22 protein-coding genes, 1 tRNA gene and 1 pseudogene are annotated in these 22,986 nt (G+C 70.4%); 10 read left to right on the top strand and 14 right to left on the bottom strand.

Annotated features, from left to right (window positions below; translation table 11 throughout):
* From JJV70_RS13450 to JJV70_RS13465, 4 genes are all read right to left on the bottom strand, one after another.
* The gene (locus tag JJV70_RS13450) at positions 1-1,158 is read right to left on the bottom strand and encodes an acyl-CoA dehydrogenase family protein (protein WP_219048121.1); all 1,158 of its coding nucleotides are present in this window, start codon (positions 1,156-1,158) and stop codon (positions 1-3) included.
* A gap of 142 nt (positions 1,159-1,300) precedes the next feature.
* Positions 1,301-1,373: transfer RNA gene (locus JJV70_RS13455), tRNA-His, on the bottom strand.
* 110 nt (positions 1,374-1,483) lie between these two features.
* Positions 1,484-2,086 carry an oligoribonuclease gene (gene orn, locus JJV70_RS13460; protein WP_219048122.1) on the bottom strand — a complete coding sequence of 201 codons (603 nt, stop codon included), beginning with the start codon at positions 2,084-2,086 and terminating at the stop codon, positions 1,484-1,486.
* 34 nt (positions 2,087-2,120) lie between these two features.
* Positions 2,121-3,458: a helix-turn-helix domain-containing protein gene (locus tag JJV70_RS13465; RefSeq protein WP_219048123.1), complete on the bottom strand. Its 1,338-nt coding sequence runs from the start codon at positions 3,456-3,458 to the stop codon at positions 2,121-2,123.
* Positions 3,459-4,271: 813 nt separating this feature from the next.
* Between JJV70_RS13465 and JJV70_RS13470 the strand changes: the two genes are divergently transcribed.
* A complete protein-coding gene (locus tag JJV70_RS13470) occupies positions 4,272-4,832 on the top strand; it encodes a universal stress protein (protein WP_219048124.1) in 561 nt (186 codons plus the stop codon).
* 299 nt (positions 4,833-5,131) lie between these two features.
* Here the strand turns inward: JJV70_RS13470 and JJV70_RS13475 are convergent, their stop codons facing one another.
* Positions 5,132-5,335, bottom strand: coding sequence for a DUF397 domain-containing protein (locus tag JJV70_RS13475; protein WP_219048125.1), 204 nt, complete (start codon positions 5,333-5,335; stop codon positions 5,132-5,134).
* Entirely contained in the window at positions 5,332-6,204 is an 873-nt protein-coding gene (locus tag JJV70_RS13480; protein WP_219048126.1) for a helix-turn-helix transcriptional regulator, read from the bottom strand. Before JJV70_RS13480 ends, JJV70_RS13475 begins: the two co-directional genes overlap by 4 nt.
* 190 nt (positions 6,205-6,394) lie before the next feature.
* On the opposite strand from JJV70_RS13480, the gene JJV70_RS13485 reads away from it, so the two are divergent.
* Positions 6,395-7,027: an ATP-binding protein gene (locus JJV70_RS13485; RefSeq protein WP_219048127.1), complete on the top strand. Its 633-nt coding sequence runs from the start codon at positions 6,395-6,397 to the stop codon at positions 7,025-7,027.
* Between the two features lie 82 nt (positions 7,028-7,109).
* On the opposite strand, the gene glmS is transcribed toward JJV70_RS13485, so the two are convergent.
* From glmS to JJV70_RS13500, 3 genes and pseudogenes are all read right to left on the bottom strand, one after another.
* Complete coding sequence (glmS, locus tag JJV70_RS13490; RefSeq protein WP_219048128.1) at positions 7,110-8,936, bottom strand: glutamine--fructose-6-phosphate transaminase (isomerizing); 1,827 nt, start codon at positions 8,934-8,936, stop codon at positions 7,110-7,112.
* A gap of 55 nt (positions 8,937-8,991) precedes the next feature.
* On the bottom strand, positions 8,992-9,270 hold the full coding sequence (locus JJV70_RS13495; RefSeq protein ID WP_219048129.1) for a hypothetical protein: 279 nt from the start codon (positions 9,268-9,270) through the stop codon (positions 8,992-8,994).
* 210 nt (positions 9,271-9,480) lie between these two features.
* Positions 9,481-9,591 (bottom strand): annotated as a pseudogene (locus tag JJV70_RS13500) (transcriptional regulator); the annotation flags it as partial.
* Positions 9,592-9,741: 150 nt separating this feature from the next.
* On the opposite strand from JJV70_RS13500, the gene JJV70_RS13505 reads away from it, so the two are divergent.
* From JJV70_RS13505 to JJV70_RS13530, 6 genes are all read left to right on the top strand, one after another.
* On the top strand, positions 9,742-10,956 hold the full coding sequence (locus JJV70_RS13505) for a helix-turn-helix transcriptional regulator (RefSeq protein WP_219048130.1): 1,215 nt from the start codon (positions 9,742-9,744) through the stop codon (positions 10,954-10,956).
* 63 nt (positions 10,957-11,019) lie between these two features.
* Positions 11,020-11,505 carry an ATP-binding protein gene (locus tag JJV70_RS13510; RefSeq protein ID WP_219048131.1) on the top strand — a complete coding sequence of 162 codons (486 nt, stop codon included), beginning with the start codon at positions 11,020-11,022 and terminating at the stop codon, positions 11,503-11,505.
* Between the two features lie 104 nt (positions 11,506-11,609).
* Positions 11,610-11,756 (top strand): hypothetical protein, encoded by a 147-nt coding sequence (locus JJV70_RS13515; RefSeq protein WP_219048132.1) that lies wholly within the window; start codon positions 11,610-11,612, stop codon positions 11,754-11,756.
* Positions 11,757-11,765: 9 nt separating this feature from the next.
* A complete protein-coding gene (locus tag JJV70_RS13520; protein ID WP_257573909.1) occupies positions 11,766-12,104 on the top strand; it encodes a hypothetical protein in 339 nt (112 codons plus the stop codon).
* Positions 12,104-13,075 carry an ATP-grasp ribosomal peptide maturase gene (gene tgmB, locus JJV70_RS13525; protein WP_219048133.1) on the top strand — a complete coding sequence of 324 codons (972 nt, stop codon included), beginning with the start codon at positions 12,104-12,106 and terminating at the stop codon, positions 13,073-13,075. Before JJV70_RS13520 ends, tgmB begins: the two co-directional genes overlap by 1 nt.
* 55 nt (positions 13,076-13,130) lie before the next feature.
* Positions 13,131-14,246 carry a methyltransferase domain-containing protein gene (locus JJV70_RS13530; RefSeq protein WP_257573933.1) on the top strand — a complete coding sequence of 372 codons (1,116 nt, stop codon included), beginning with the start codon at positions 13,131-13,133 and terminating at the stop codon, positions 14,244-14,246.
* A 207-nt stretch (positions 14,247-14,453) separates the two neighbouring features.
* Here the strand turns inward: JJV70_RS13530 and JJV70_RS13535 are convergent, their stop codons facing one another.
* On the bottom strand, positions 14,454-15,311 hold the full coding sequence (locus JJV70_RS13535; protein WP_219048135.1) for a hypothetical protein: 858 nt from the start codon (positions 15,309-15,311) through the stop codon (positions 14,454-14,456).
* Between the two features lie 206 nt (positions 15,312-15,517).
* Here JJV70_RS13535 and JJV70_RS13540 point away from each other — a divergent pair, with 206 nt between their 5' ends.
* Entirely contained in the window at positions 15,518-16,054 is a 537-nt protein-coding gene (locus tag JJV70_RS13540; RefSeq protein WP_219048136.1) for a hypothetical protein, read from the top strand.
* Between the two features lie 183 nt (positions 16,055-16,237).
* Here JJV70_RS13540 and JJV70_RS13545 read toward each other — a convergent pair whose 3' ends face one another.
* The 4 genes from JJV70_RS13545 to JJV70_RS13560 all read right to left on the bottom strand — a co-directional run bounded on the left by JJV70_RS13545 (position 16,238) and on the right by JJV70_RS13560 (position 22,193).
* Positions 16,238-17,392, bottom strand: a complete 1,155-nt coding sequence (locus tag JJV70_RS13545; protein WP_219048137.1) for an acyl-CoA dehydrogenase family protein — start codon at positions 17,390-17,392, stop codon at positions 16,238-16,240.
* A 4-nt stretch (positions 17,393-17,396) separates the two neighbouring features.
* Positions 17,397-18,416, bottom strand: coding sequence for a hydroxymethylglutaryl-CoA lyase (locus tag JJV70_RS13550; protein WP_219048138.1), 1,020 nt, complete (start codon positions 18,414-18,416; stop codon positions 17,397-17,399).
* Positions 18,413-20,509 (bottom strand): biotin carboxylase N-terminal domain-containing protein, encoded by a 2,097-nt coding sequence (locus JJV70_RS13555; protein ID WP_219048292.1) that lies wholly within the window; start codon positions 20,507-20,509, stop codon positions 18,413-18,415. Before JJV70_RS13555 ends, JJV70_RS13550 begins: the two co-directional genes overlap by 4 nt.
* Before the next feature lie 67 nt (positions 20,510-20,576).
* A complete protein-coding gene (locus JJV70_RS13560; protein WP_219048293.1) occupies positions 20,577-22,193 on the bottom strand; it encodes a carboxyl transferase domain-containing protein in 1,617 nt (538 codons plus the stop codon).
* Between the two features lie 114 nt (positions 22,194-22,307).
* On the opposite strand from JJV70_RS13560, the gene JJV70_RS13565 reads away from it, so the two are divergent.
* Complete coding sequence (locus tag JJV70_RS13565; protein ID WP_219048139.1) at positions 22,308-22,982, top strand: TetR/AcrR family transcriptional regulator; 675 nt, start codon at positions 22,308-22,310, stop codon at positions 22,980-22,982.
* The last annotated feature ends 4 nt before the right edge of the window (positions 22,983-22,986 follow it).

Raw genomic sequence — 22,986 nt, forward strand, 5'->3', positions numbered from 1 at the left:
TCACAGCCCCATCGACTTGGCGATGATGGAGCGCATCACCTCGCTGGTGCCGCCGTAGATGCGGGTGACGCGGGTGTCGGCATACAGCCGCGCGATCGGGTACTCCCGCATGTAGCCGTAGCCGCCGTGCAGCTGGAGGCAGCGGTCGATGACCTTGGCGGCCAGCTCGGTGGTGAACAGCTTGGCGGACGCGGCGTCGGCGGCGGTCAGCTCACCGGCGTCGTGCGCGTCCAGCGCCCGGTCGCAGACGGCCTGCATGGCATCGACGTCGGCCTGGCAGTCGGCCAGGACGAACTTGGTGTTCTGGAACGAGGCGACGGACTTGCCGAACACGGTGCGGTCGGTGACGTACTCCTGCGCGAACCGCACGGCGGCGGCGGCCTGCGCGTAGGCGCCGACCACGATGCCCAGCCGCTCCTGCGGCAGGTTGTGCGTGAGGTAGGTGAAGCCCTTGCCCTCCTCGCCGAGCAGGTCCTCCACGGGCACCTTGACGTCGGTGAAGGACAGCTCGGCGGTGTCGGAGGACTTGAGCCCCAGCTTGTCCAGCGTGCGGCCGACCTCGTAGCCCTCACTGCGGGCGTCCACCACGAGGATGGAGATACCGCCGCGCCGGTCCTCGGCGGTGGGCGGCGCGGTGCGGGCGCACACCAGCACGCGGTCGGCCTGGACGCCGCCGGTGATGAACGTCTTCGCGCCGTTGAGCACGTAGTGCGTGCCGTCCTGGGACAGCTTGGCCGTCGTCTTCATCCCGGCCAGGTCGGAGCCGGTGCCGGGCTCGGTCATGGCGATGGCGGTCATCATCTCGCCGGAGACGAACCCGGGCATCCAGCGCCGCAGCTGCTCCTTGGTGCCGTACTTGAGCAGGTAGGGCAGGCACAGCGCGGTGTGCACGTTGGAACCACCGAAGGTGACCCCCGCGCGGGCACACTCCTCGCTGATCACGGCGCTGAACTTGTAGCCGCTCTCGCCCGCGCCGCCGTACTCCTCGGGCACCTCGATACCGAAGATCCCCAGCTCGCCGAGCTTCTGGTAGAACTCGCGCGGGACGTAGCCCGCTTGCTCCCACTCGCCGTAGTACGGCACGACCTCGGCGGCGATGAAGTCGCGGATGGTCTGGCGGAACGCCTCATGGTCCTTGTTGAACACCGTGCGACGCATGGAGCGTCCTCCTGATTTCCCTGGCCAAGCGCTTGCTCAGTCGAAGTTACCCAGGCGTCTCCCCGCATGTCCAGAGCCCCCGGGTGCCGGAAAGCACCGAAGGCCCCGTCCGCGTCTGCGAACGGGGCCTTCGGCCTGCGAGGGTGAACGACGGGACTTGAACCCGCGACATCCTGGACCACAACCAGGTGCTCTACCAGCTGAGCTACGCCCACCACGGCCGGTCCGCGCGGTTTCCCGCGCACCGGCCGATATGAGTGTACAGGCTCGCCACCGGTGCTCGCGCCCACGTTTCCCCTTCACCGGCCGGGGACCGGAGTGGGGCTCAGTCCGGGCGCAGGGCGTGCCGGGCCGCGATCGCCTTCGCCGCGTCCGAGTCGGGTCCGGGCGCCGGAACGAACACCGCTTCGCGGTAGTACCGCAGCTCCGCGATCGACTCCCGGATATCGGTCAGCGCCCGGTGCGTCCCGCCCTTCTCCGGGCTGTTGAAGTACGCCTTCGGGTACCAGCGCCGGGCCAGCTCCTTCACCGAGGAGACGTCCACCATCCGGTAGTGGAGGTGGGCGTCGAGTTCGGGCATGTCGCGGCTCAGGAAACCACGGTCGGTGGCGATGGAGTTGCCGCACAGCGGGGCCCGTCCCGGCTCGGGGACGTACTCCCGCACGTAGGCCAGCACCCGCGCCTGCGCATCGGCCAGCGTCGTGCCCGTGTCCAGTGCGTCCAGCAGACCCGAGGCGGTGTGCATGTCGCGCACCACCTCGGGCATGGTGACCAGCGCCCCGGCGGGCGGGCGGATGACGACGTCCACCCCCTCGCCGAGGACGTTGAGCTCACCGTCGGTCACCAGCGCGGCCACCTCGATGAGCGCGTCCCCGGTCAGCGAGAGGCCGGTCATCTCGCAGTCGATCCACACCATCCGATCGTTCATGCGAGCACCCTACGCGCTGCCGCCCTGGGACGTCTCAGGGCCTGGCGCGGCCCCGCTGACCTGGCACTCTGGCCGCGTACGCCTCCGGGCACCGGGGGCCGGAATCACCGGCCGCCGCAGCGACCAGGCCCAGCCCGGCGGCGTCCGGCCAGTGCTCCTCCTCCGGTGCCTCCTCGTCCGCCGTGGGCCGCGCCTCCGCGCGCCCGGCGGGACGCGGCGCGGCACGCGGCTCCCCGCGTGGCTCGGGACGCGGCTCCCGACGCGGCTCGGGCGGCCGGTGCGGCAGCCGGAACGCCGGTGCGGTGGCCTCGGCCCCGTGTGCCGCGTCCGCCCCGTCGCCGGGGCCGGGACGGCGCGCCCGGTAGGCCGCGCGGTACGTCGCCGGGGAGGTGCCGAGCTGACGCCGGAAGTGGCCGCGCAGGGCCACGGGCGAGCGGAAGCCGCAGCGGGCGGCGACCTCGTCCACCGAGCACTCGGACGTCTCCAGCAGCCGCTGTGCCTGGAGCACCCGCTGGGTGATCAGCCACTGCAGCGGCGCGCTCCCGGTGAGCGCGCGGAACCGCCGGTCGAAGGTGCGCCTGCTCATGTAGGCGCGGGCCGCCAGCGCCTCCACGTCGAACTGCTCGTGCAGGTGCTCCAGCGCCCAGGCGACGACGTCGGCCAGCGGGTCGCCCCCGAGCTCTTCTGGTAAAGCCCTGTCCAGCCGGTGGAGTTGGCCTAGGTCGGCGGCGTTGCCCCGGCGTGGTGGCACCACCAGACGCCGGGCCAGCGCGCCCGCCGCCTCCGCCCCGTGGTCGGCCCGCACCACGTGCAGGCACAGGTCTATCCCGGCGGCTGTTCCGGCGGAGGTGAGGATGTCGTCGTCGTCGATGAAGAGTTCGCGCGGATCGACGTGAACGGCCGGGTAGCGCTTGGCGAGTGTGGGCGCGTACATCCAGTGTGTCGTCGCCGGGCGGCCGTCGAGCAGCCCGGCGGCGGCGAGGACGAACGCCCCGGTACACAGCCCCATGATCCGCGCGCCCTCCTGGTGGGCGCGGCGCAGCGCCTCCAGAGCGGCCGCGGGCGGCGGCTGGGTGATGGAGCGCCAGGCGGGGACGACGACCGTCCCGGCCCGGGCGATGGCGTCAAGGCCATAGGGGGCGGTCAGCTCCAGACCGCCCGTCGTGCGCAGCGGGCCTTCTTCCCCGGCGCACACCAGCAGGCGATACCTGGGTACGCCCGCCTCCTGCCGGTCAACGCCGAAGACCGAGAGCGGGATGGAGCTCTCGAATATCGGTCCGCCGCCGAACAGCAACACCGCTACGATCTCGCGACGTCTCCGGGCGGTCAGTTTCCGGACGGTCGCGGGGCCGTGCGATGGGTCCTGGCTCATGTGTCAAGCCCCCCTCAGTGGTCGCTTTCCTCTCGGTGTTGCACGGTTCCCCCGCCGTGGTTAGCAAGATCGAATCTACTGGGTCGTACGCGGTTGCGGTGACAAGTTCATCACTCAGTGCTTTGTCGACAACACAACGTGGCGTAAACCATTCGATCACGAAGCGTCGCATCCGTCGATGGCGCGCCAGGTGGCGCGCAGTCCCCTTTCCCGGGCGCGTAGGGGGTGCGGGCGGGGCGCACTCCTTTCCGGCCTGCTCGGATCGGCCGCCGTGGACGGCACTGCCAAGGTATCTACCACGGCGACAACTTGGCCGAAAAGAGCACCCGTCATACGTAAGACTCATACCCCGGCAGCGTACGTGCCGCGAGGTCTGCGACGGACGCGTTTGGGGAACCTGCCGACGGCAGACGGGGCGCACGGTGCGTGGGACGTTCGGTGCGCGGCTAAACCCTGCATAACGTTTCGACTCCCAGCAGGTCACAGCCTCGGAGCGCCGACACGCCGGTACCAGCCACCGCTCTGTGCCGCACCGGGGGCGCACGGGAGCACGACGGCGCAGGCCGGGAGCGGCACGCCCTGGGCGGGACACGCCCACCGCCACCGAGACGGCATTGCGTCGCGCCGCGTGCTGGGGCATGCTTCGGCGTCAACCACCGGGCGGGTCCGCCCCGTCCGCTCTGGGCACGGCGCGTGTAGGGCCGTACCCTGGGCGTAGGGGGACGGGAAAGGTATTTCCCGGTCGTTTATTGAGCCCGCAACCACACACCGTTCACCTTCCTCACTCCAGAGGACTCCTTCGGCGAGACGATCATGGCCGGACACCAGATCCCTGAACCCGCGGACCGCAAGCCGGTCGCCGGCTCCCCGGCGATGCCCGAAGCGGCGGCACCGGACCCGTTCCCCCGCACGCCGGAGGCGGCAGGCTCCCCCGCGCGCCACTCCCGCGACCCGGCCTTCCAGCACGGCGTGGTGGTCGGGTTCGACGGCTCCCTCTCCAGCGAGCGGGCGCTCGCCTACGGCATCGGCATGGCCCACCGCTCCGGCAGCGGTCTGATCATCGTGCACGTCGCCAACCGGCTTCCCACGACGGTGTGGGCGGGCTGCGAGCCGCCTGTCTTCGTTGACGTCCCCGACCACCGCAGCGAGGTGCTGGGCCTGGAGCTGGCCTGCGCGGACTACCTGTCCGACGTGCCGTGGGTTCTCGTGGAGCGCGGTGGCGACATCTGCCACGAACTGGAGGAGGTCGGCCGCGAGTACGAGGCGGACGCCATCGTGGTCGGCTCCACCCACGGCCTCGTCGGCCGCGTCTTCGGCTCCGTCGCCGGCCGGCTGACCCGCCGCGCCCAGCGCCCGGTCATCGTCATCCCCTGACCACGCGTGACGCACGCTGACGAACCGGCCCTTCGGCACCTCCCGCCGAGTGAGCGCGCCCGGCGAACCGCCCGCAAACTACTCGCCCGTAGGAAGTGGATTGTGCGCTTGTGAGGGGCATACAGCAGTACAACGTGCTGCCGCCGGGGAGGTGACGGCCCCGGCAGCAGCTTCGGTCGGCGTAATGGGCGACGCCGACCGCGAGGCGGCTCCCGGCGCGTATGGTGGCACGCGCCGGGAGCCGCCTCTCTCTTCTGCCGGTGCTGGCCGACAGGGCTATTTTGGGGCCATCTGTGGACTCAGCCCCACTGGTCCAGGAAGGCGCTCCACGCCTCGTACCCGAACCCGATCACCGGGCCGTCCGGCCGCTTGCTGTCGCGGACAGGAACCACGCCGGGAACACCATCGGCGACCTCGACGCACTCTCCCTGGCCGCCGCTGTAGCTGCTGACGCGCCACCTAGCGTCGGCGAGGTCTAGCGGGCGGTGGCGGGGCTCGATCATGGTCTGTGCTCCTTGGCGATGCGGCGGATTAGCGCGAGCGATTCCGTTGGCGGCAGCGCCGAGGTGCGAGCGTCGTCGAAAAGCTCTCGGTAGCGAGCCACTTCCGACTCCCGCTCCATCCAGATGTTGCCGGTCGGTGTCTCCGTCAGCACGAGGTCAAGCGCCGACACCTGTGGAAAGCTCAGCAGCAGGTACGGGCCGAACATACCCGAGTGCGCCCCTCGCGAGAACGGCAGCACCTGCACCGTGATGTTGGACCGCTCGGCCATGGTCGCCATGTGCACAAGCTGGTCATGCATGACGGCCGGTCCTCCCACCTGCTGGCGGAGGACGCCTTCGGCAAGTACGGCCCAGAGCTCCAAGGGTGGCTCACCAGCCAGACGCTCCTGCCGTGCGACCCGTACCTGTACGAACTGCTCGATCTCCTCCGGGGTCTTCCAGGCCCGTGAGGCGACTGTCACGGCCCGGCCGTACTCGGGCGTCTGGAGGAGGCCAGGGATCAGCTGCGCCTGGAACGTCTTGATGGAGTCGGAGATGGCTTCCATCTCGATGTAATCCCGATAGGTGTCGCCAAGTACGGAGCCGTACTGGTGCCACCAGCCTTCGCGGCGCCGCCGGTTGGCGCGGCGGGCCAGCGCGCCCAGACGTTCACGCACTTCGCTGTCCTCCACCCCGTACGCCTGCATGAGGGCGATCAAGTCCGGCGCGCGTACGGGCACGTGGCCGTTCTCAACTCTGCTGATCTTGCCCTTGGTGCAGTCCAGGACCTCGGCAGCGTCGGCGGTGGAGAGGCCCGCGTTCTCCCGGTAGCGGCGAAGTTCGTCGCCAAGTTGGCGACCCAGCACGGTGGATGGCTTGACGTTCGGCATACGCCACTCCCTATCAGGCACCAAGTGCAGACGTCTTGAGATTACCCGATCGGGTGAATCCAACAACCAAGTATGCATTCAACGTTGCGCCAGTGTCTTGTAACCCGTCACGCTGTTACGCAGCGGGTGCCGGACGCCCGCTGAGCAACGGGGGCTCCATCCGACCTGTAACCACCCCCAGGGGGCCGTTATGGCGCAGCACTCCAGCCCATCCGAAGTCACCTTCCGCCTCACCCGCCGTCGCAGCAGCGTGCCCCGGGCGCGGGCGCTGCTGCGCGGTGCGCTCACCGACTGGGGAGTCGCCCAGAGTGTCGGCGAGACGGGAGAGCTGGTGCTCTCCGAGCTAGTGACGAACGCGCTGCGGGCGCAGGCGCCGCATGACCGGCAGGTGGGCGTACATATCACCTGCTCGGACAGCGGCACCCTCCTGCGGCTCGAAGTGAGCGACGCCGGAGCAGGCATGCCGCACGTGCGCGCACCGGGCGACCACGAGACATGCGGGCGAGGGCTGCTGCTCGTGGAAGCCCTCGCTCACCGCTGGGGCGTGGAAGGACGCGCGGGCGGAATCGGGAAGACGGTCTGGGCGGAGCTGACGACACCGGACCATGCGCCCGCCACCGCGACCGTGAACGTCGAGGCGGCCACGGTCGCGCCAGGGCACAGCGTGCGGGTGTGGAGCCGGTGGAAGACGGTCCGGACGGTGCGGAGCGAGCCGGACGCCTCCGGTGGCCGGGCCGTCGTCCTGGAACTGGACGACGGCCCGGCCTTGCGGCTGGACGCCACCGAACCCCTGACCGCGCGGGGCTACGTCGGCTCTGCGTGAGGAAGTCCCTGACGTACGCCGACCGCCGGGCCGCCGTTACCGGCCGCCCGGCGCGTCACACAGGGTTCTCGTGCCGGAGAGGTCACTCCACCGTGACGGACTTGGCCAGGTTGCGGGGCTTGTCGATGTCGCGGCCGAGGGCCAGGGCCGTGTGGTAGGCGAGGATTTGCAGCGGGATGCCCATGAGGATCGGGTCCAGCTCCGGCTCGTTGCGGGGGACGACGATCGTGTGGTCCGCCTTCTCCTGCTCGCGGTGCGCGACGGCGAGGATACGGCCGCTGCGGGCCTTGATCTCCTCCAGCGTCGCGCGGTTCTTCTCCAGCAGGTCGTCGTCGGGGACGATCGCCACCGTGGGCACGGCGGGCTCGATCAGCGCGAGCGGACCGTGCTTCAGCTCGGAGGCCGGGTACGCCTCGGCGTGGATGTAGGAGATCTCCTTGAGCTTCAAGGACGCCTCCAGCGCGACGGGGTAGCCACGCACCCGGCCGACGAACATCATCGACTTCGCCTGCGCGTACTCGGCGGCGAGCTGGGCGATGTGCTCCTCGGCGGCCATGATCGCGTCGATCTGCGCGGGCAGCTTGCGCAGGCCCTCGATCACCCGCTTGCCGTCGGCGACGGACAGGTCGCGGATGCGGCCCAGGTGCAGCGCGAGCAGCGCGAACGCGACGGCGGTGTTGGTGAAGCACTTGGTGGAGACGACGCAGACCTCCGGACCGGCGTGCACGTACACGCCGCCGTCCGTCTCCCGGGCGATCGCGGACCCGACGACATTGACGACGCCCAGCACCCGCGCGCCCTTGCGCTTCAGCTCCTGCACGGCGGCCAGCGTGTCGTAGGTCTCGCCGGACTGGCTGACGGCGATGTACAGCGTGTCCGGGTCCACCACGGCGTTGCGGTACCGGAACTCGCTGGCGGGCTCGGCGTCGGCCGGGATACGGGCCAGCTCCTCGATGAGCTGCGCGCCGATCAGGCCCGCGTGGTAGGCGGAACCGCAGCCGAGGATCTTCACCCGGCGCACCGCGCGGGCCTCCCGGGCGTCCATGTTCAGGCCGCCCAGGCGGACGGTGGCGAACCGGTCCTCGATCCGGCCGCGCAGCACCCGGTCCACGGCGTCGGCCTGCTCGGCGATCTCCTTGTGCATGTAGGTGTCGTGGGCGCCCATGTCGTAGGACTCGGCGGCCCACTCCACCGTCTCCGGAGCGGCGGCGGTGCGCGAGCCCTCGGTGGTGTAGGTGCGGTAGTCGTCGGCCTTGAGCGTGGCCATCTCACCGTCGTCCAGCGTGACGACCTGGCGGGTGTGCGAGACCAGCGCCGCGACGTCGGAGGCGACGAGCATCTCGTGCTCGCCGATGCCCAGCAGCACCGGGGAGCCGTTGCGGGCGACCACGATGCGGTCAGGGAAGTCGGCGTGCAGGACGGCGATGCCGTAGGTGCCCTCGATGACCGCCAGCGCCTCGCGGACCTTCTCCTCCAGCGTCTCGCCCTGCGCCCGGCCCACGAGGTGGGCGATCACCTCGGTGTCGGTCTCCGAGACGAAGGTGACGCCGTCGGCCGTCAGCTTGGCGCGCAGCTCGGCTGCGTTGTCCACGATGCCGTTGTGGACGACGGCCACCTTGCCGTCGGCGTCCGCGTGCGGGTGGGCGTTCTCGTCGCTGGGGGCGCCGTGGGTGGCCCAGCGGGTGTGCGCGATCCCCGTCGTCCCGGCGAACCGCTTGGGCAGGCGCCCCTCCAGCTCCCGCACGCGCCCCTTGGCCTTGGCCGTCTTCAGCCCCGCGCTCTTGCCGGTGCCGCTGCTGTGGATCGCGATGCCCGCCGAGTCGTACCCCCGGTACTCCAGCCGCTGCAACCCCTCCAGCAGCAGGGGCGCGGCGTCCCGCTTGCCGATGTAACCCACGATCCCGCACATACGCGCTTCTCCCTCGTACCGTCTCGTTCCGTCGAGCTCGTCCGTCGAGCCGTCCTCAGCCGTACACGATCCGGCGCAACTGCCGCAGCGTGAGCTGTGGCGGCGCGACCGCCCGGTGCGGCAGCTCCGCCTGGATGCGCTCGAAGATCGCCGGGTTCCGCAGCCCCGCCGCCTGCAACTCCCGGTGGCGGCGCCGCACGAACTCCTCGGCGGTCTCGTCGAAGTACGCGAGCACGTCGAGCACCACCCGCGCGGCCTCCCCGCGCGGGAGCCCGGTGGTGCGGGTCAGGTGCTCCACGAGCTCGTCGTGGTTCCCGTTTCGCCGTTCGAGCACGGACCGATACTGGGGGGCACGGAAGCCTTTAGCAAATTTTCTGCCCGATATCGGGCATAGCTGCCGCGTTCTCGCTCTCCCGGGGCGCGACCGGCGTCAGACCCGCCGCGTGTCGTGGAGCGTGCGGGACCGCTCGTAGAGGGCGCGGGCGTCGGGGTGGGCGAGGTGCGGCCGGATGAGCGCCCGCATGTTCCGCATCCGGTCGTCACGCCGGCCGGACTGGACCGCCTCCACTCGACCCACCACGTGCTGCCACTCCGGAATGGTGAGCGCGACAGAAAACAGCCCGGCCCCCAGCACACCCCTACGCGAAGGGTCCATATCCAACCTCCCCGGCCTCACTGACAGCGCCCCGATGTGTCCGGGCGCCACTGTCGTTCCCTCGAAGTGTTTCCGGACGGTTCACCCCCTACGTGGGGTATCGGCGCAACGTCACGGCACGGAGTGGCCTCCAGGCGCTAGCGTTTCCCTATGGGCAGCGAGCACTTGGGCGATCGCCTGGCACGCCTGCGGCGCCTGGCCGGGTTGACGCAAGAAGCTCTGGCGGGGCGATCCGGGGTGTCGTCCGACGTGGTGAGAAAGCTGGAGCAGAAGCGTAAGCACAGCGCACGCCTGCCCACCCTGCATGCCCTGGCGCGCGGCCTGGGCGTGGAGCTGACGGCCCTGCTCGGGGACCCGCCCGGCGTACCGTCCACCGGCGACGCCGAACCGCCGCAGCTGGTCGCCGTACGCCGTGCGATCACCCCGCCGATGTTCGCCCCGCCGCCGGAGCCGGAGAGCACCGAACGGTTGACCGCGGCGCTGCTCCGCAAGGAGGTCGCCGAGGGATGGACGCTCTACCACAGCGCTGAATTCGCGACACTGATGGATGTGTTGCCCGGCATCATCACTGACGCCCGCTTCGTTGCCGCCGTAGGGGACACCGACACGAGGGCAGCCGGGCAGGCTGCGCTGGGGAAGGCGTTGCAGCTGGGCGGTCACCTGGCCATCCGCCTCGGCAAGACCGATCTCGCTCTCAGCGCGCTCGAACGGGCCATGACCGCCGCCGAGCAGTCGTCGGACCCGTTGCTGCCGTCGATGATCTACAACTCAGTCGCCTGGAACTACCAACGGCAAAACCGCCTGGACGACGCTGAGCAGGTGGCCGTACACGCCGCTGACGGTGTGGAGCGCGAGCACCACCACACAGCCGAAGGGGTGCGGGTGTGGGGCGGCTTGCTCATGTCCGCCGCCACGAGCGCGGCCAGAAGTGGGGACTACGAGACGGCCAACGAGATGATGCGGACAGCCGAGGCAGCCACCAGGCGCCTCGCCACGCTGCCGTCCCCCGCCGAGGGACGCATGATCTCCGTGTTCAGCAGGTCCTCCGTTCGCATCGAACGCGTACGCCTCGCGGTACAGCACGCTCGCCCCGAAGAGGCGCTGTCGCTGGCTCAGGGCCTACGCCTCAGCGCGGACACCCCACCCTCGTGGCGGACGTGGCTACTGCTCGACGTCGCCCGGGCGCACGCCGACCTGGGGAACGCGGAGGGAGCTGCGCAGGCGCTCGAACGTCTGCGGCGGATCGCCCCGGCGTGGCTGCGCCACCACACGCTGGCCGTATCAATCGTGAGTGACCTCTGGGCAGGCGCCTCCCGGCCGCCCGGCCTCCGCAAACTGGCCCGGTTCCTGGGTGTCATCAACTAGCGCCACAAATGTGGGACGTTACGTCCCTGTTCCACTGTGTAGTCGTCCGGCATCGTTTGCGTCATGACGAGCAGTCAGCGCGCATCTGTGCCCAACCCACCGCATGGAGCAGCCACGGCCCGGGGCCTGCCCCTGACGGCCACACAGATCCACGCGGTGGGTGTGCCCGGCTACAGCGAGACGTGGCCGTGCGAGCCGCAAACCGCCGGTCACGCACGTGCGTTGGTCAGAGCCGCGCTGCACACCTGGGCGCTGGACTCCCTGCTCGACCGCGCGACGCTGATCGTCTCCGAGTTGGTCAGCAACGCCGTGCGGCACAGCGGAGGGCGCCTGGTGCGCGTGAGTGTCATCCGCCCGGCCTGGGATGTGGTGGGCGTGTCCGTCTCGGACAAGTCCACCGCCCCTCCCGTCAAGCGGACTTCGGACCCCGAAGCGGAATCCGGACGCGGCCTCCTGCTCGTCGAGGCACTGGCCGACCGGTGGGAGACCGACACCAGACGCTGGGGGAAAGTCGTCCGCGCCGAACTACACGTGAGGCCGGACGCGTGAGGAAAAGACACGGCCTCCCCCTGCCAGGTGCGGTGCTCTACCCAGCCTCATCCCGACCCCGGCCAGCACGGGCCGCGCCAGGTGACGACCGCTGGGTGAGGGGAATGTGCTGGCTCTACTGCCGTCGCACCGACCTCCCGGTCATCTGGATCGGCCCGGCAGCCTTCAACGGCATGCATGCACCGATGCACGCCTGCGAAACCTGCGTCGCCGAGCTCGAATTCATGATCTGGGCCTATCTCACCAAATGAGAGGAAAAGATGAAATCAGCAGAACTCAGGGAAGCAACCAGCTCCACTCTCTCCCTGGACCAACCGGAAGGGCGGTTCGCCCTGGACCGAGGCGGTATTCCGGTCCTGCCAGACCTCACCGACTTCCGTGGGCCAGCCCCACTGGCCTTCCAGTTCCTCACCACAGTCACGGAATCGGGCGGCATCTTGCCGAGCGATATCGACTACAACGAGGACACGCAAACGGGGACCTACGAGGGTCTTCCGCCGGGTGTCTTCATGACGAAGAACCCGCCGAAGACCTACGGTCCCACGCAGCCATCGGGTCAGATGGACGCACCGGACGACCCAGGGCCGAGTGACGACTGATGAAACAGGCCGGAACAGTTCTCGTGCTGGCGGGCCGGTTCGACCCGACAGCAGATTTGGTCATTGAGGAGCTGAACCGGCGCGCTGTACCCGTCTTTCGGGTAGACATCGCTGAGTTCCCGCTGAGGCTGGCACTTTCTGCCAGCCTCAGCGGGGCCGCCTGGTACGGAACGCTCAGCACAGACCGTCGCACCCTCGATGTGGCGTCGGTTCGCTCCGTCTACTACCGGAGACCCACACGGCCGCAGTTCCCACACGGCATGTCGCCAGAAGCCCGAAAAATAGCGGAGAGGGAAGCGCGGCTGGGATTCGGAGGGCTGCTTACGGCGCTCCCGTGTCGCTGGCTACCCCCACCCGGCAAGGCGGCTGACGCCGAGTACAAGCCCCTTCAGCTCCGCGTCGCCGCCGAGTCGGGCCTCAGCGTGCCGCGAACGCTGATCACCAACAGCATCGGAGCAGTGCACGCGTTTGCCGATTCCTTGAGCGGGCCGATGATCTATAAGCCGTTCTCACATGTGCGCGGGGTCGTCGGCAACCAGACGGCGGCCGTGTACACGAGCATGGTGAATCCCGAGGACCTTGCTCCTGAAGATGTTGCTACGACAGCGCACCTGTTCCAGGAATGGGTACCAAAGGACCACGAGGTCAGGCTTACCGCCGTGAGGGACAGGATCTTCGCCGCAGAAATTCATAGCGACTCACCAACCGGACGGGTTGACTGGCGCAGCGACTACGCAAGTCACAGCTATGCGGTCTGTGAACCACCCGAACCGGTAAGGCGCGGCGTGTTGCGGATGCTGGAACGGCTAGGGTTGCCCTACGGCGCTTTCGATTTCGTGGTCACCCCGGACGGAGATTGGCGTTTCCTGGAGGTGAACCCGAGTGGCCAATTCGGGTTCGTCGAGCAATCGACCGGCCTGCCTATCACAGCTGCTATCGCCGACTACCTGGAAGGGACGGAGTATGACTGAAAGCGCAAGAAAAGCCTCTCAGTACGCTGTAGCTCGCGTAAGCCTTGTGCGGGCAATGGATCAAGGTGGTGTTGTTCTCTCGTCTCATCTCGCAGAAGCATTTCTGAACACGCCTCGCCATCCCTTCGTTCCGGTCTTCTACCGCAGAGAAGGCGAGCATTTCTCTCCGCGGGGAAACACGGGGACCGACACGGCGGGCTGGCTAGCTCAGGTGTACTCGGATGATTCGCTCATCACTGAGGTAGCGGGTGTGCACGCTGAAGACGCCGGAGCGAGGAGCGTGACGGGGGCTCCTACCTCGTCGTCCACGGCGCCAAGCCTCATGGCTGACATGTTGGACGCCCTCGACGTTCGGAAAGGGGCGCGAGTCCTAGAAGTGGGTACGGGAACCGGCTACAACGCGGCCTTGCTGTGCCATCTGGCCGGTGCCGAGAACGTCACGACCGTTGATCGCTCCGAGCGCCTGACACACGCGGCGCGGGATCGGCTGGCTACCCTCGGGGTGCGTCCTGCCGTCCGGTGTGAAGACGGATCGAAAGGGGTTCCCTCGCGTGCTCCGTTCGACAGAATCATTGGCACGTGCTCGGTACGCCGTATCCCCTCTTCCTGGTTCGATCAGCTGGCCCCGGGGGGAATCATGGTCGTGCCGATCAAAGGGGCGCTAGCCGGTGGAATGCTCGCGCGGCTCAAAAAGCGAGAGGACGGCACGGCAGCCGGTCACATCCTGCACACGCCTGCGGCCTTCATGCCCCTGCTCTCCGGCAACCAGGAACAACACCAAGAACCCGAAGCCACAGGCGGAACGACGCGGGACTCCCGAATCTCCGGGAAGGTTCTGGACGACTGGACCTTTTCGTTCTTCGCTGAGCTTCACCTTGATCCAGGCACGGTTCGCACATACCACCGTGACGCCGACGGCACCCACGTCACGACGATGTTCACCCCCCTGGACGGCTCCTGTGCCCGGGTGACAGAGCAGCCGGAAGGGGCCGGTGCGCGGGTCCGTGTGTCCGGCCCCCGGGACCTGTGGGCGCTGGTCGAGAGGGCGCACGAGCACTGGTTGTCCCTGAACCGGCCCCGGCGCGAGTGGTTCACCATCACCGCAAGCCCGGAGGGACAAACCGTGGCCTACACGGACCCCAGCGGAGAGGTCAACCGGTGGTCACCGTAACCCGTCAGGAAGCTGAGTGCTGAGGCGTCCGCGCAGAGACCCCGTCCGTGCCCTGGCGCGGGCGGGGCGTGGGCTATGAAGGCTTCCCATATCTGCTCGTGCTGATGCAGCCGCACACCTGGAGGAACTGGTCGGTGCGCTGGCCGCCCAGCCGGAACCGCTCGTGGTCGGTCAGTACCGTGCTCTGCTTGATGCCCGCCGATGCGCTCAGTCCGTCTGAAGGTTTTGAAGAGTCCGCGCCGCCATGCGGCGGGCTGTTTCCAGTCGTGGGTCCTGCGGGTGCGCGTCCGGAGTGAGGATCTTCGAGCAGGCGAAGAGTGTCATCAGCTTGCCGTCCCTGCTGACGAAATCGGCGTTTCGCTCGTGTCGTACGCGATCGGCCAGGGCCGGGACGGCGAGCGAACTCGCCCATAGCGAAGCGGAATCCAGGCCGCGCGGTGCGTCTCCCCAGTCCTCCCAGTCGAAGAGACAAAACGTCGGCGCGGTGATGTTCGCCCAGTTCAGGTCCGCGTGGGCCGGTACCCACTGCTCGACGGTCGTGTCGAAGGAGCCAGGGAAGGCAGCTCGCAGAGACTCGGTGACGAGGTTCTGGGTGATCGTCTCGGTGTCCGGCGTGGCGACGCGGCTCGTGCTCTGTCCTGCCAATGCGTCCAGCGAGGCGTTGAGCGCGCGCCACCAGGTGTCCGGGAGCTTCGGGTCCTCGCTCAGCACAGCGGTGCCGATGGGGCCGCCGGGCAGGAGATCGGTCTCGTCGGCGCGCCACATCGCGGGCTCGTCCGCGTCCCGCCACACCACGCATGCGTGCCACTCGGGCTGAGCGACGCCTGCCAGGCGCGCGGCGCACTCGGTGCCGTTCCAGCCCTGAACGCCGATCTTGTCCAGGGAGCGGCGCTCGATCCGCACCCAGGTGTCACGGTCGGTCCGCGCACCCACCGACCGGCGCTTGCGCACCACGGTGTCCCGGTCGAGGTGTGTCTGGAGTGATCGCTCGACATGCTCAAGGGTCTTCTCGACTGCCTGTACTCGCAGATCGACGGCGCGACCGGCGGGAACCGAGAGCGACATGGGGCGACGGTAGCAGCCCGGGGGCGCGTCGGGCGTTGATGGTGAGGGGCGGGGAGGTGCGGCGTTCACGGGGGATGCGCGGCGGTTGCTGAGGGTGCGCGGTATCGATCGGGTGGTTCTGCTCAAGTGGGCGGCGCTCGGCCAAGTGGGCGACTACTGTACGGACACGCCGTGTTGCGGAAAGCAGCCACCTGAGGAGGAAGCCCGTGTCATCACCCTGCGACCCTGAGCACGCGCCCGTCGGAGATGTGGGCGGGGCGCTCATGATGATCGACTCCCGGCTCAAGAGCATCCACGCCGGCAAGACGGAGGCCGACCCCGCAGAGCGGGAGATGATCGACCAGTACACCGCGTCGCTGGGGCCAGGCGGAGCCCGTGACGTGCTGGACGGGGCGTGCACGCTCATCTACATGTTCATGTCCTGGCTGCGCAGGGCGCACGAGGACCACGACAAGGACGTCATCGAATACGTGGTGCCCAACCTCGTGGCCACGATGCGCATGATGACCAAGAGCGTGAAGCCCGAGGCCATCCCGACCATGGCGGGGCTGGTCATCGCCGCGGGTACCGGTCTGAGCCCCAACCTGTGGCGCTATCAGTACGGAGACTGGACCAAGGAGGAGATGACGCCGCTGGAGGTCACTGCTTTCCTCCTCGCGGACCAGATCAACCGCATCACTGAGGACCCCAACTTCGCCACCCGCCTGATCACCGACGCCCTGTCGAGTGCTGAGGCGAGGTGACCCGCTGGGCTCTTCATGACGGCCCGCCAGGCGGGTCTTCTGGGCCGGTCGTCTGACGGGCGTCCGGCGGTTGTCTGACGGGCGTCCGAAGGCCGGGCAGGCGTCGCGCGCGGGGGCTGACGGGGCACCGTCAGCCCCCGCGCGTCCGCTGGAGCAACCGTGCGGTGACGCGGTCCGCCCGCGTTACAGGCCCAGGCCGCGGGCGATCAGCATGCGCTGGACCTCGCTCGTGCCCTCGCCGATTTCGAGGATCTTCGAGTCGCGCCACATGCGGGCGACCGGGTACTCGTTCATGAAGCCGTAGCCCCCGTGAATCTGGGTGGCCTCACGGGCGTTGGTGACGGCGATCTCCGAGGAGTACAGCTTCGCCATCGCCGCCTGGTGCTTGAACGTCTCCCCGGCCATGAGCCGGGACGCCGCGTCGCGCCAGGCGACGCGGGCGGTGTGGGCGCGCATCTCCATGTCGGCCAGCTTGAACTGGATGGCCTGGTTGTCGCCGATCGGCTTGCCGAAGGCGTGGCGCTCGCGGGCGTAGCGTACGGATTCGTCCACGCAGCCCTGCGCCAGCCCGGTGGCGAGCGCGGAGATGGCGATGCGGCCCTCGTCCAGGATGCGCAGGAACTGGGCGTAGCCACGGCCCTCTTCACCCAGCAGGTGGGCGGCCGGGACGCGGACGTCGGAGAAGGACAGCTCGCGGGTGTCCGAGGCGTTCCAGCCCACCTTGGAGTAGGGCGCGGCGACGGTGAAGCCGGGCGTGCCGGAGGGGACGATGAGCGTCGAGATGCGTGGCGAGCCGTCGTCCTTGCGGCCGGTGACGGCGGTGACGGTGACCAGCCCGGTGATGTCCGTACCGGAGTTGGTGATGAAGCACTTGGTGCCGTTGATCACCCAGCTGTCGCCGTCGCGCACGGCGGTGGTGCGGGTGCCGCCCGCGTCGGAACCGCACTCGGGCTCGGTGAGGCCGAACGCGCCCAGCAGCTCACCGGAGCACAGCCGGGGCAGCCAGGCGCGTTTTTGCTCCTCGGTGCCGAACAGGTGGATCGGCATGGCGCCGAGCGAGACCCCCGCCTCCAGGGTGATGGCCACCGAGGAGTCCACCCTGGCCAGCTCCTCCAGGGCCAGGCACAGGGCGAGGTAGTCACCGCCCATGCCGCCGTACTCCTCGGGGAAGGGCAGGCCGAACAGGCCCATGCGGCCCATCTCGCGCACGATCTCGTAGGGGAACTCGTGGCGCTCGTAGAAGTCGCCGATCTTCGGGGCGACGACGTCGTGCGCGAACTCCTCCACGGTGCGGCGCAGTTCCTCGTGCTCGGGGCTGAGGCGGTGGTCCAGGGACATGGGTTCACTGCTCCTTGTGGGAGACGGCGTGGGAGACGGCGTGGGAGACATCGCGGGAGGCGTCGCGGGCGAGGGCGCGTACCGTGCGCGACGGGCTGGGGCGGCCCAGTTGTCCGGCCATCCACCCGCTGGTGGCGGTGAGGCGGCCGAGGTCGGCCCCGGTGTCGATGCCGAGGCCGTCCAGCATCCACACGAGGTCTTCGGTGGCGAGGTTGCCGGTGGCGCTCTTGGCGTAGGGGCAGCCGCCGAGGCCGCCCGCGCTGGCGTCGATGGTGGTGACGCCGTGCTGGAGTGCGGTCAGGGTGTTGGCCAGTGCCTGGCCGTAGGTGTCGTGGAAGTGGACGGCCAGGTGCGCGGTGGGCAGCCCGGCGTCGGCGAGCGCGGTGAGCAGCGCGGTGACGTGGCCGGGGGTGGCGACGCCGATGGTGTCGCCCAGGCTCAGCTCGTCGCAGCCCATGCCGTGCAGGGCGCGGCAGACGTCCACGACCCGCGCGGGCGGCACCGGCCCTTCCCACGGGTCGCCGAAGCACATGGACAGGTAGCCGCGCACCCGGGCCCCGGCCTCCTTGGCCCGGGCGACGACGGGTTCGAACATGGCCAGGGCCTCGGCTACGGTGCGGTTGAGGTTGGCCTGGGCGAAGGATTCGGTGGCGCTGGCGAAGACGGCGACGTCGCGGGCGCCGAGGGCCAGGGCGCGGTCCAGGCCGCGTTCGTTGGGCACCAGCACCGGCAGCCGCACCCCGGGCGTGAGGTCGCGCACGCGTGGGTACAGCTCCTCGGCGTCGGCGAGCTGGGGCACCCACTTGGGGTGGACGAAGCTGGTGGTCTCCACGGTGCCGAGACCGGCGTCGGCCAGGCGGCGGACGAACTCAGCCTTGACCTCGACGGGGACGACGGCCGACTCGTTTTGCAGCCCGTCTCGCGGGCCGACCTCGTGGATGCGGACGCGGGCGGGCAGACCGTCCAGCGGCACCCGCATCGGCAGCCCGGGCGGCGGTGTGGCGTCACTCGTACGGGTGGTCATGCGCGCTCGCCCTCCTTCGTGTCCTCCGCAACGGCGCGGGGGTCCACCACGGCCAGGATCTGGTCCATGGCGACGGCGGTGCCCGCGGTGACGTCCAGTGCGGTGACGGTCCCGGCGTGCGGGGCGGCGATGACGTGCTCCATCTTCATCGCCTCCACCACCAGCAGCGCCTGCCCGGCGGCCACCTCCTCGCCGGTGGTGACCTTGACGACGGTCACCGTGCCGGGCATCGGCGCGGTCAGCGCGTCCACGCCCGCGCCGCCGCCCGCGCCGCGCAGGGCGGCGGCTACCGGGTCATGGGCGCGGACGTGCCAGGCGGCGCCGTCCTGGCCGAGCCAGTGGTCCTCGCCCGCCGGGGCGTGCGTGAACGTCTGCGTCTGCCCGGCCCACTCCAGCTGGACGCGGCCGGGGGCGAGAGCGGTGAGGCGGGCCGGCACGGGTTCGGCGTCGCCGACGCGGACCTCGGCGGCGTCGGCCGCGCGTCCGCGCACGTGGACCGTTACCGGGTCGTGGCCCGGCAGCTTCAGGTGGTGCGGCGTCCACGCGGGCGTGCCGCCGAGGCGGAAGCCGGTGGGGAGGTCGAACGGGTCCGTCCAGCCGCCCGTGGGTGAGGGTTCCAGCGCGGCGTGCCGCAGCAGGGCCGCGGCGGCGTGCACGGTGTCGGGCACGGCGCCGGGCACGAGGGACGCGGCGTCCCGGTCCACCAGGCCGGTGTCCAGGTTGCCGGAGACGACGTCGGGGTGGGCGAGCAGGGCGCGCAGGAACGCGGTGTTGGTGTCCACGCCGAGCACGGTGGTCTGGGCGAGCGCGGCGCGCAGGCGGCGCAGGGCGGTGGGGCGGTCGGGGCCGTGGGCGATGACCTTGGCGAGCATCGGGTCGTAGGTGGTGCCCACCTCGGTGCCCTCGCTCAGCCCGGAGTCGGTGCGCAGCCCGTCGCCGTCCGGTTCGCGCAGCAGCAGCACCGTCCCGGCCGAGGGCAGGAAATCGACGCGCGCTCCCCCGCCCCCGGCCGCGCCGGCCGCGCTGGACGCACCAGATGGGCCGGGGCTGACGCGGGCCGTCTCGGCGCAGATGCGGGCCTCGACCGCGTGCCCGGTGAGCGTCACGTCGTCCTGGGTGAAGGGCAGCGGCTCGCCCGCCGCGACGCGCACCTGCCACTCCACCAGGTCCAGGCCGCAGATCAGCTCGGTGACCGGGTGTTCGACCTGGAGGCGGGTGTTCATCTCCATGAAGTAGTACGCGCCCGGGTCGCCGCCGGGGACGATGAACTCCACCGTGCCCGCGCCACGGTAGCCGCAGGCCCGGGCCGCGTCGGCGGCGGCCTCGCCCATGGCGGCGCGGGTGGCGGCGTCCAGCAGCGGGCTGGGCGCCTCTTCGATGATCTTCTGGTGCCGCCGCTGGAGCGAGCACTCGCGTTCGCCCAGGTGCAGCACGGTGCCGTGGCCGTCGGCGAGTACCTGGATCTCGATGTGCCGGGGGCGGTCCACGAAGCGTTCGACCAGCAGTGTGTCATCGCCGAAGGAGGCGCGGGCCTCGCGGCGGGCGGCGGCGATCTCGTCCTCCAGCGCGCTCGCGTCCCGCACCAGGCGCATGCCCTTGCCGCCGCCGCCCGCAGACGGCTTGAGCAGCACCGGCATGCCGATCTCACGGGCGGCGTCGGCCAGCTGCACGTCGGTGAGGCCGGAGCCCGAGGACCCGGGGACGACGGGCACCCCGGCGGTGCGCACCGTCTCCTTGGCCCGGATCTTGTCGCCCATCAGCTCGATCGCGGCGGCACCCGGACCGATGAACGTCAGCCCCGCCTCGGTGACGGCGGCGGCGAACGCGGCGTTCTCGGCGAGGAAGCCGTAGCCGGGGTGGACGGCCTGCGCGCCGGTGCGGCGGGCGGCGTCCAGCAGCCGGTCAGCGGACAGGTAGCTCTCGGACGCGGCGGCCGGGCCGATGCGCACGGCGGTGTCGGCCTCGCGCACGTGCCGGGCGTCGGCGTCGGCGTCGCTGTGCACGGCGACGGAGCGGATGCCCAGCGCCCGCAGCGTGCGGATGACGCGGACGGCGATCTCGCCCCGGTTGGCGACGAGCACGGTGTCGAACATGCGGCGGGCGGGCGCCTGGTTCGTCGGCGCCCCGGGCTGGTTCAGCTGCGAAGTCATGGGCTCCCCCTCACATCCGGAAGACGCCGAAGCCGGGCTCACCCAGCGGCGCGTTGGCACAGGCGGTCAGGGCCAGGCCGAGGACGGCGCGCGTCTCCAGCGGGTCGATCACGCCGTCGTCCCACAGGCGGGCGGTGGCGTAGTAGGCGTTGCCCTGCGTCTCGTACTGGGCGCGTACCGGCGCCTTGAACGCTTCCTCCTCCTGCGCGCTCCACTGCTCGCCGCGCGCCTCGATCTGGTCGCGTTTGACGGTGGCCAGCACGGAGGCGGCCTGCTCGCCGCCCATGACGGAGATCTTGGCGTTGGGCCACATCCACACGAAGCGCGGCCCGTAGGCCCGGCCGCACATCGAGTAGTTGCCCGCGCCGTAGGAGCCGCCGACGACGACGGTGAGCTTCGGTACGCGGGTGGTGGCCACCGCCGTCACCATCTTGGCGCCGTGCTTGGCGATGCCGCCCGCCTCGTAGTCGCGGCCGACCATGAAGCCGGAGATGTTCTGCAGGAACAGCAGCGGGATGCCGCGCTGGTCGCACAGCTCGATGAAGTGCGCGCCCTTCTGCGCGGACTCGGCGAACAGGATGCCGTTGTTCGCCACGATCCCGACCGGGTGGCCGTGCACGCGGGCGAAGCCGGTGACCAGCGTCGTGCCGTACTCGGCCTTGAACTCCTGGAAGCGGGAGCCGTCGGTGACGCGGGCGATGATCTCGCGGACGTCGTAGGGGGTGCGCGGATCGACCGGGACGGCGCCGTACAGGCCCGCCGGGTCTACGGCTGGCTCCTCGCTGGGCTCCACCGGCCACGGCAGCGGGCCGCGCGCGGGGAGGGTGGCGACGATGGTGCGGACGATGCGCAGGGCGTGCGCGTCGTCCTCGGCGAGGTGGTCGGTGACGCCGGAGACGCGGGAGTGCACCTCGCCGCCGCCCAGCTCCTCGGCGGTGACGACCTCGCCGGTGGCCGCCTTCACCAGCGGCGGGCCGCCCAGGAAGATCGTGCCCTGCTCGCGGACGATCACCGCCTCGTCGCTCATCGCCGGGACGTAGGCGCCGCCAGCGGTGCACGAGCCCAGGACGGCGGCGATCTGCGGGATCTTCGCGGCCGACATGCGGGCCTGGTTGTAGAAGATGCGCCCGAAGTGCTCGCGGTCGGGGAAGACCTCGTCCTGCATCGGCAGGAAAGCGCCGCCCGAATCCACCAGGTACAGGCACGGCAGGCGGTTCTCCAGCGCGACCTCCTGGGCGCGCAGGTGCTTCTTGACCGTCATCGGGTAGTACGTGCCGCCCTTGACGGTGGCGTCGTTGGCGACGATCACGCACTCGCGGCCCGAGACGCGTCCGATGCCCGCGATGACACCGGCGGCCGGAGCCTGCCCGTCGTACAGCCCGTGGGCGGCCAGCGGGGCCAGCTCCAGGAAGGGCGAGCCGGGGTCGAGCAGCCCGTCCACCCGGTCGCGCGGCAGGAGCTTGCCGCGCGCGGTGTGCCGGGCCCGGGCCCGCTCCCCGCCGCCGAGCCGGGCGGCGGCCAGCTTCTCGCGAAGCTCGGCGGCCAGCTCCCGGTGGGCGGCCTCGTTGGTGCGCCACGCCGGTGACGCCGGATCGACGGCGCCGGTCAGCGGCGGTGCCTGCTGCATGCCCTGAGCCCCCTTGCTCACGGTTCCACAGTTCCTCGGTGGCGCGCGGGTTAGCGCGCGTTAACCTCCTCCTCAGGTTAACGCGCGCTAACGGGGCTGTCTAGAATTGCCGCCATGAGCACGAGTACGCAGCCTGCGGCGTCCGCCGAACGGGGCACCCCCGCGCCCACCCGCCGGGAGCAGATCCTGCGCGAGGCGGCGCGGCTGTTCGCCGAGCGCGGCTTCCACGGCGTCGGCGTGGACGAGATAGGCGCCGCCGTCGGCATCAGCGGCCCCGGGCTCTACCGCCACTTCCCCGGCAAGGACGCGATGCTCGCGGAGCTGCTGGTCGGCATCAGCGAGCGGCTGCACGAGGGCGGACGCATGCGGCTGGCCGAGGCCACGGCGTCCGGCAGCCCGGCCGGTGCGGCGCTGGACGCGCTCATCACCGGACACATCGACTTCGCACTCGACGACCGCCCGCTGATCACCCTGCACGACCGCGAGCTGGACCGGCTGCGCGACGAGGACCGCAAGCGCGTACGCCGCCTCCAGCGCGAGTACGTCGAACTGTGGGTCGGCGTCGTCCGCGAGGTGCACCCAGACCTGCCGGAACGCGAGGCCCGGGCCGCGGTGCACGCCGTGTTCGGCCTGCTCAACTCCACCCCCCGGCTCAGCCGCCCCACCGCGCTGCCCGACCGCACGGCCACCGCAGTGCTGCTGCACCGCCTGGCGCGCGGCGCGTTCACGGCGGCGGCCACCTCGCCGGCGGCACCCGCGGAAGCGGCGGCGCCCGGGGGCACGCGGTAGCGAC

It is taken from the genome of Streptomyces sp. JJ66 (genome assembly GCF_019303495.1).
Taxonomy (GTDB): Bacteria; Actinomycetota; Actinomycetes; order Streptomycetales; family Streptomycetaceae; genus Streptomyces.

What these genes read in the sequence shown, in the direction of transcription:
- JJV70_RS13545 (WP_219048137.1), bottom strand. Translation starts at nt 17,392, where the DNA reads ATGTCCCTGGACCACCGCCTCAGCCCCGAGCACGAGGAACTGCGCCGC.
- JJV70_RS13470 (WP_219048124.1), top strand. Translation starts at nt 4,272, where the DNA reads ATGGCCGGACACCAGATCCCTGAACCCGCGGACCGCAAGCCGGTCGCC.
- JJV70_RS13520 (WP_257573909.1), top strand. Translation starts at nt 11,766, where the DNA reads ATGAAATCAGCAGAACTCAGGGAAGCAACCAGCTCCACTCTCTCCCTG.
- JJV70_RS13535 (WP_219048135.1), bottom strand. Translation starts at nt 15,311, where the DNA reads ATGTCGCTCTCGGTTCCCGCCGGTCGCGCCGTCGATCTGCGAGTACAG.
- JJV70_RS13565 (WP_219048139.1), top strand. Translation starts at nt 22,308, where the DNA reads ATGAGCACGAGTACGCAGCCTGCGGCGTCCGCCGAACGGGGCACCCCC.
- JJV70_RS13550 (WP_219048138.1), bottom strand. Translation starts at nt 18,416, where the DNA reads ATGACCACCCGTACGAGTGACGCCACACCGCCGCCCGGGCTGCCGATG.
- JJV70_RS13450 (WP_219048121.1), bottom strand. Translation starts at nt 1,158, where the DNA reads ATGCGTCGCACGGTGTTCAACAAGGACCATGAGGCGTTCCGCCAGACC.
- JJV70_RS13505 (WP_219048130.1), top strand. Translation starts at nt 9,742, where the DNA reads ATGGGCAGCGAGCACTTGGGCGATCGCCTGGCACGCCTGCGGCGCCTG.
- JJV70_RS13530 (WP_257573933.1), top strand. Translation starts at nt 13,131, where the DNA reads ATGGATCAAGGTGGTGTTGTTCTCTCGTCTCATCTCGCAGAAGCATTT.
- tgmB (WP_219048133.1), top strand. Translation starts at nt 12,104, where the DNA reads ATGAAACAGGCCGGAACAGTTCTCGTGCTGGCGGGCCGGTTCGACCCG.
- JJV70_RS13480 (WP_219048126.1), bottom strand. Translation starts at nt 6,204, where the DNA reads ATGCCGAACGTCAAGCCATCCACCGTGCTGGGTCGCCAACTTGGCGAC.
- orn (WP_219048122.1), bottom strand. Translation starts at nt 2,086, where the DNA reads ATGAACGATCGGATGGTGTGGATCGACTGCGAGATGACCGGCCTCTCG.
- JJV70_RS13515 (WP_219048132.1), top strand. Translation starts at nt 11,610, where the DNA reads ATGTGCTGGCTCTACTGCCGTCGCACCGACCTCCCGGTCATCTGGATC.
- JJV70_RS13560 (WP_219048293.1), bottom strand. Translation starts at nt 22,193, where the DNA reads ATGCAGCAGGCACCGCCGCTGACCGGCGCCGTCGATCCGGCGTCACCG.
- JJV70_RS13485 (WP_219048127.1), top strand. Translation starts at nt 6,395, where the DNA reads ATGGCGCAGCACTCCAGCCCATCCGAAGTCACCTTCCGCCTCACCCGC.
- glmS (WP_219048128.1), bottom strand. Translation starts at nt 8,936, where the DNA reads ATGTGCGGGATCGTGGGTTACATCGGCAAGCGGGACGCCGCGCCCCTG.
- JJV70_RS13555 (WP_219048292.1), bottom strand. Translation starts at nt 20,509, where the DNA reads ATGTTCGACACCGTGCTCGTCGCCAACCGGGGCGAGATCGCCGTCCGC.
- JJV70_RS13475 (WP_219048125.1), bottom strand. Translation starts at nt 5,335, where the DNA reads ATGATCGAGCCCCGCCACCGCCCGCTAGACCTCGCCGACGCTAGGTGG.
- JJV70_RS13465 (WP_219048123.1), bottom strand. Translation starts at nt 3,458, where the DNA reads ATGAGCCAGGACCCATCGCACGGCCCCGCGACCGTCCGGAAACTGACC.
- JJV70_RS13510 (WP_219048131.1), top strand. Translation starts at nt 11,020, where the DNA reads ATGACGAGCAGTCAGCGCGCATCTGTGCCCAACCCACCGCATGGAGCA.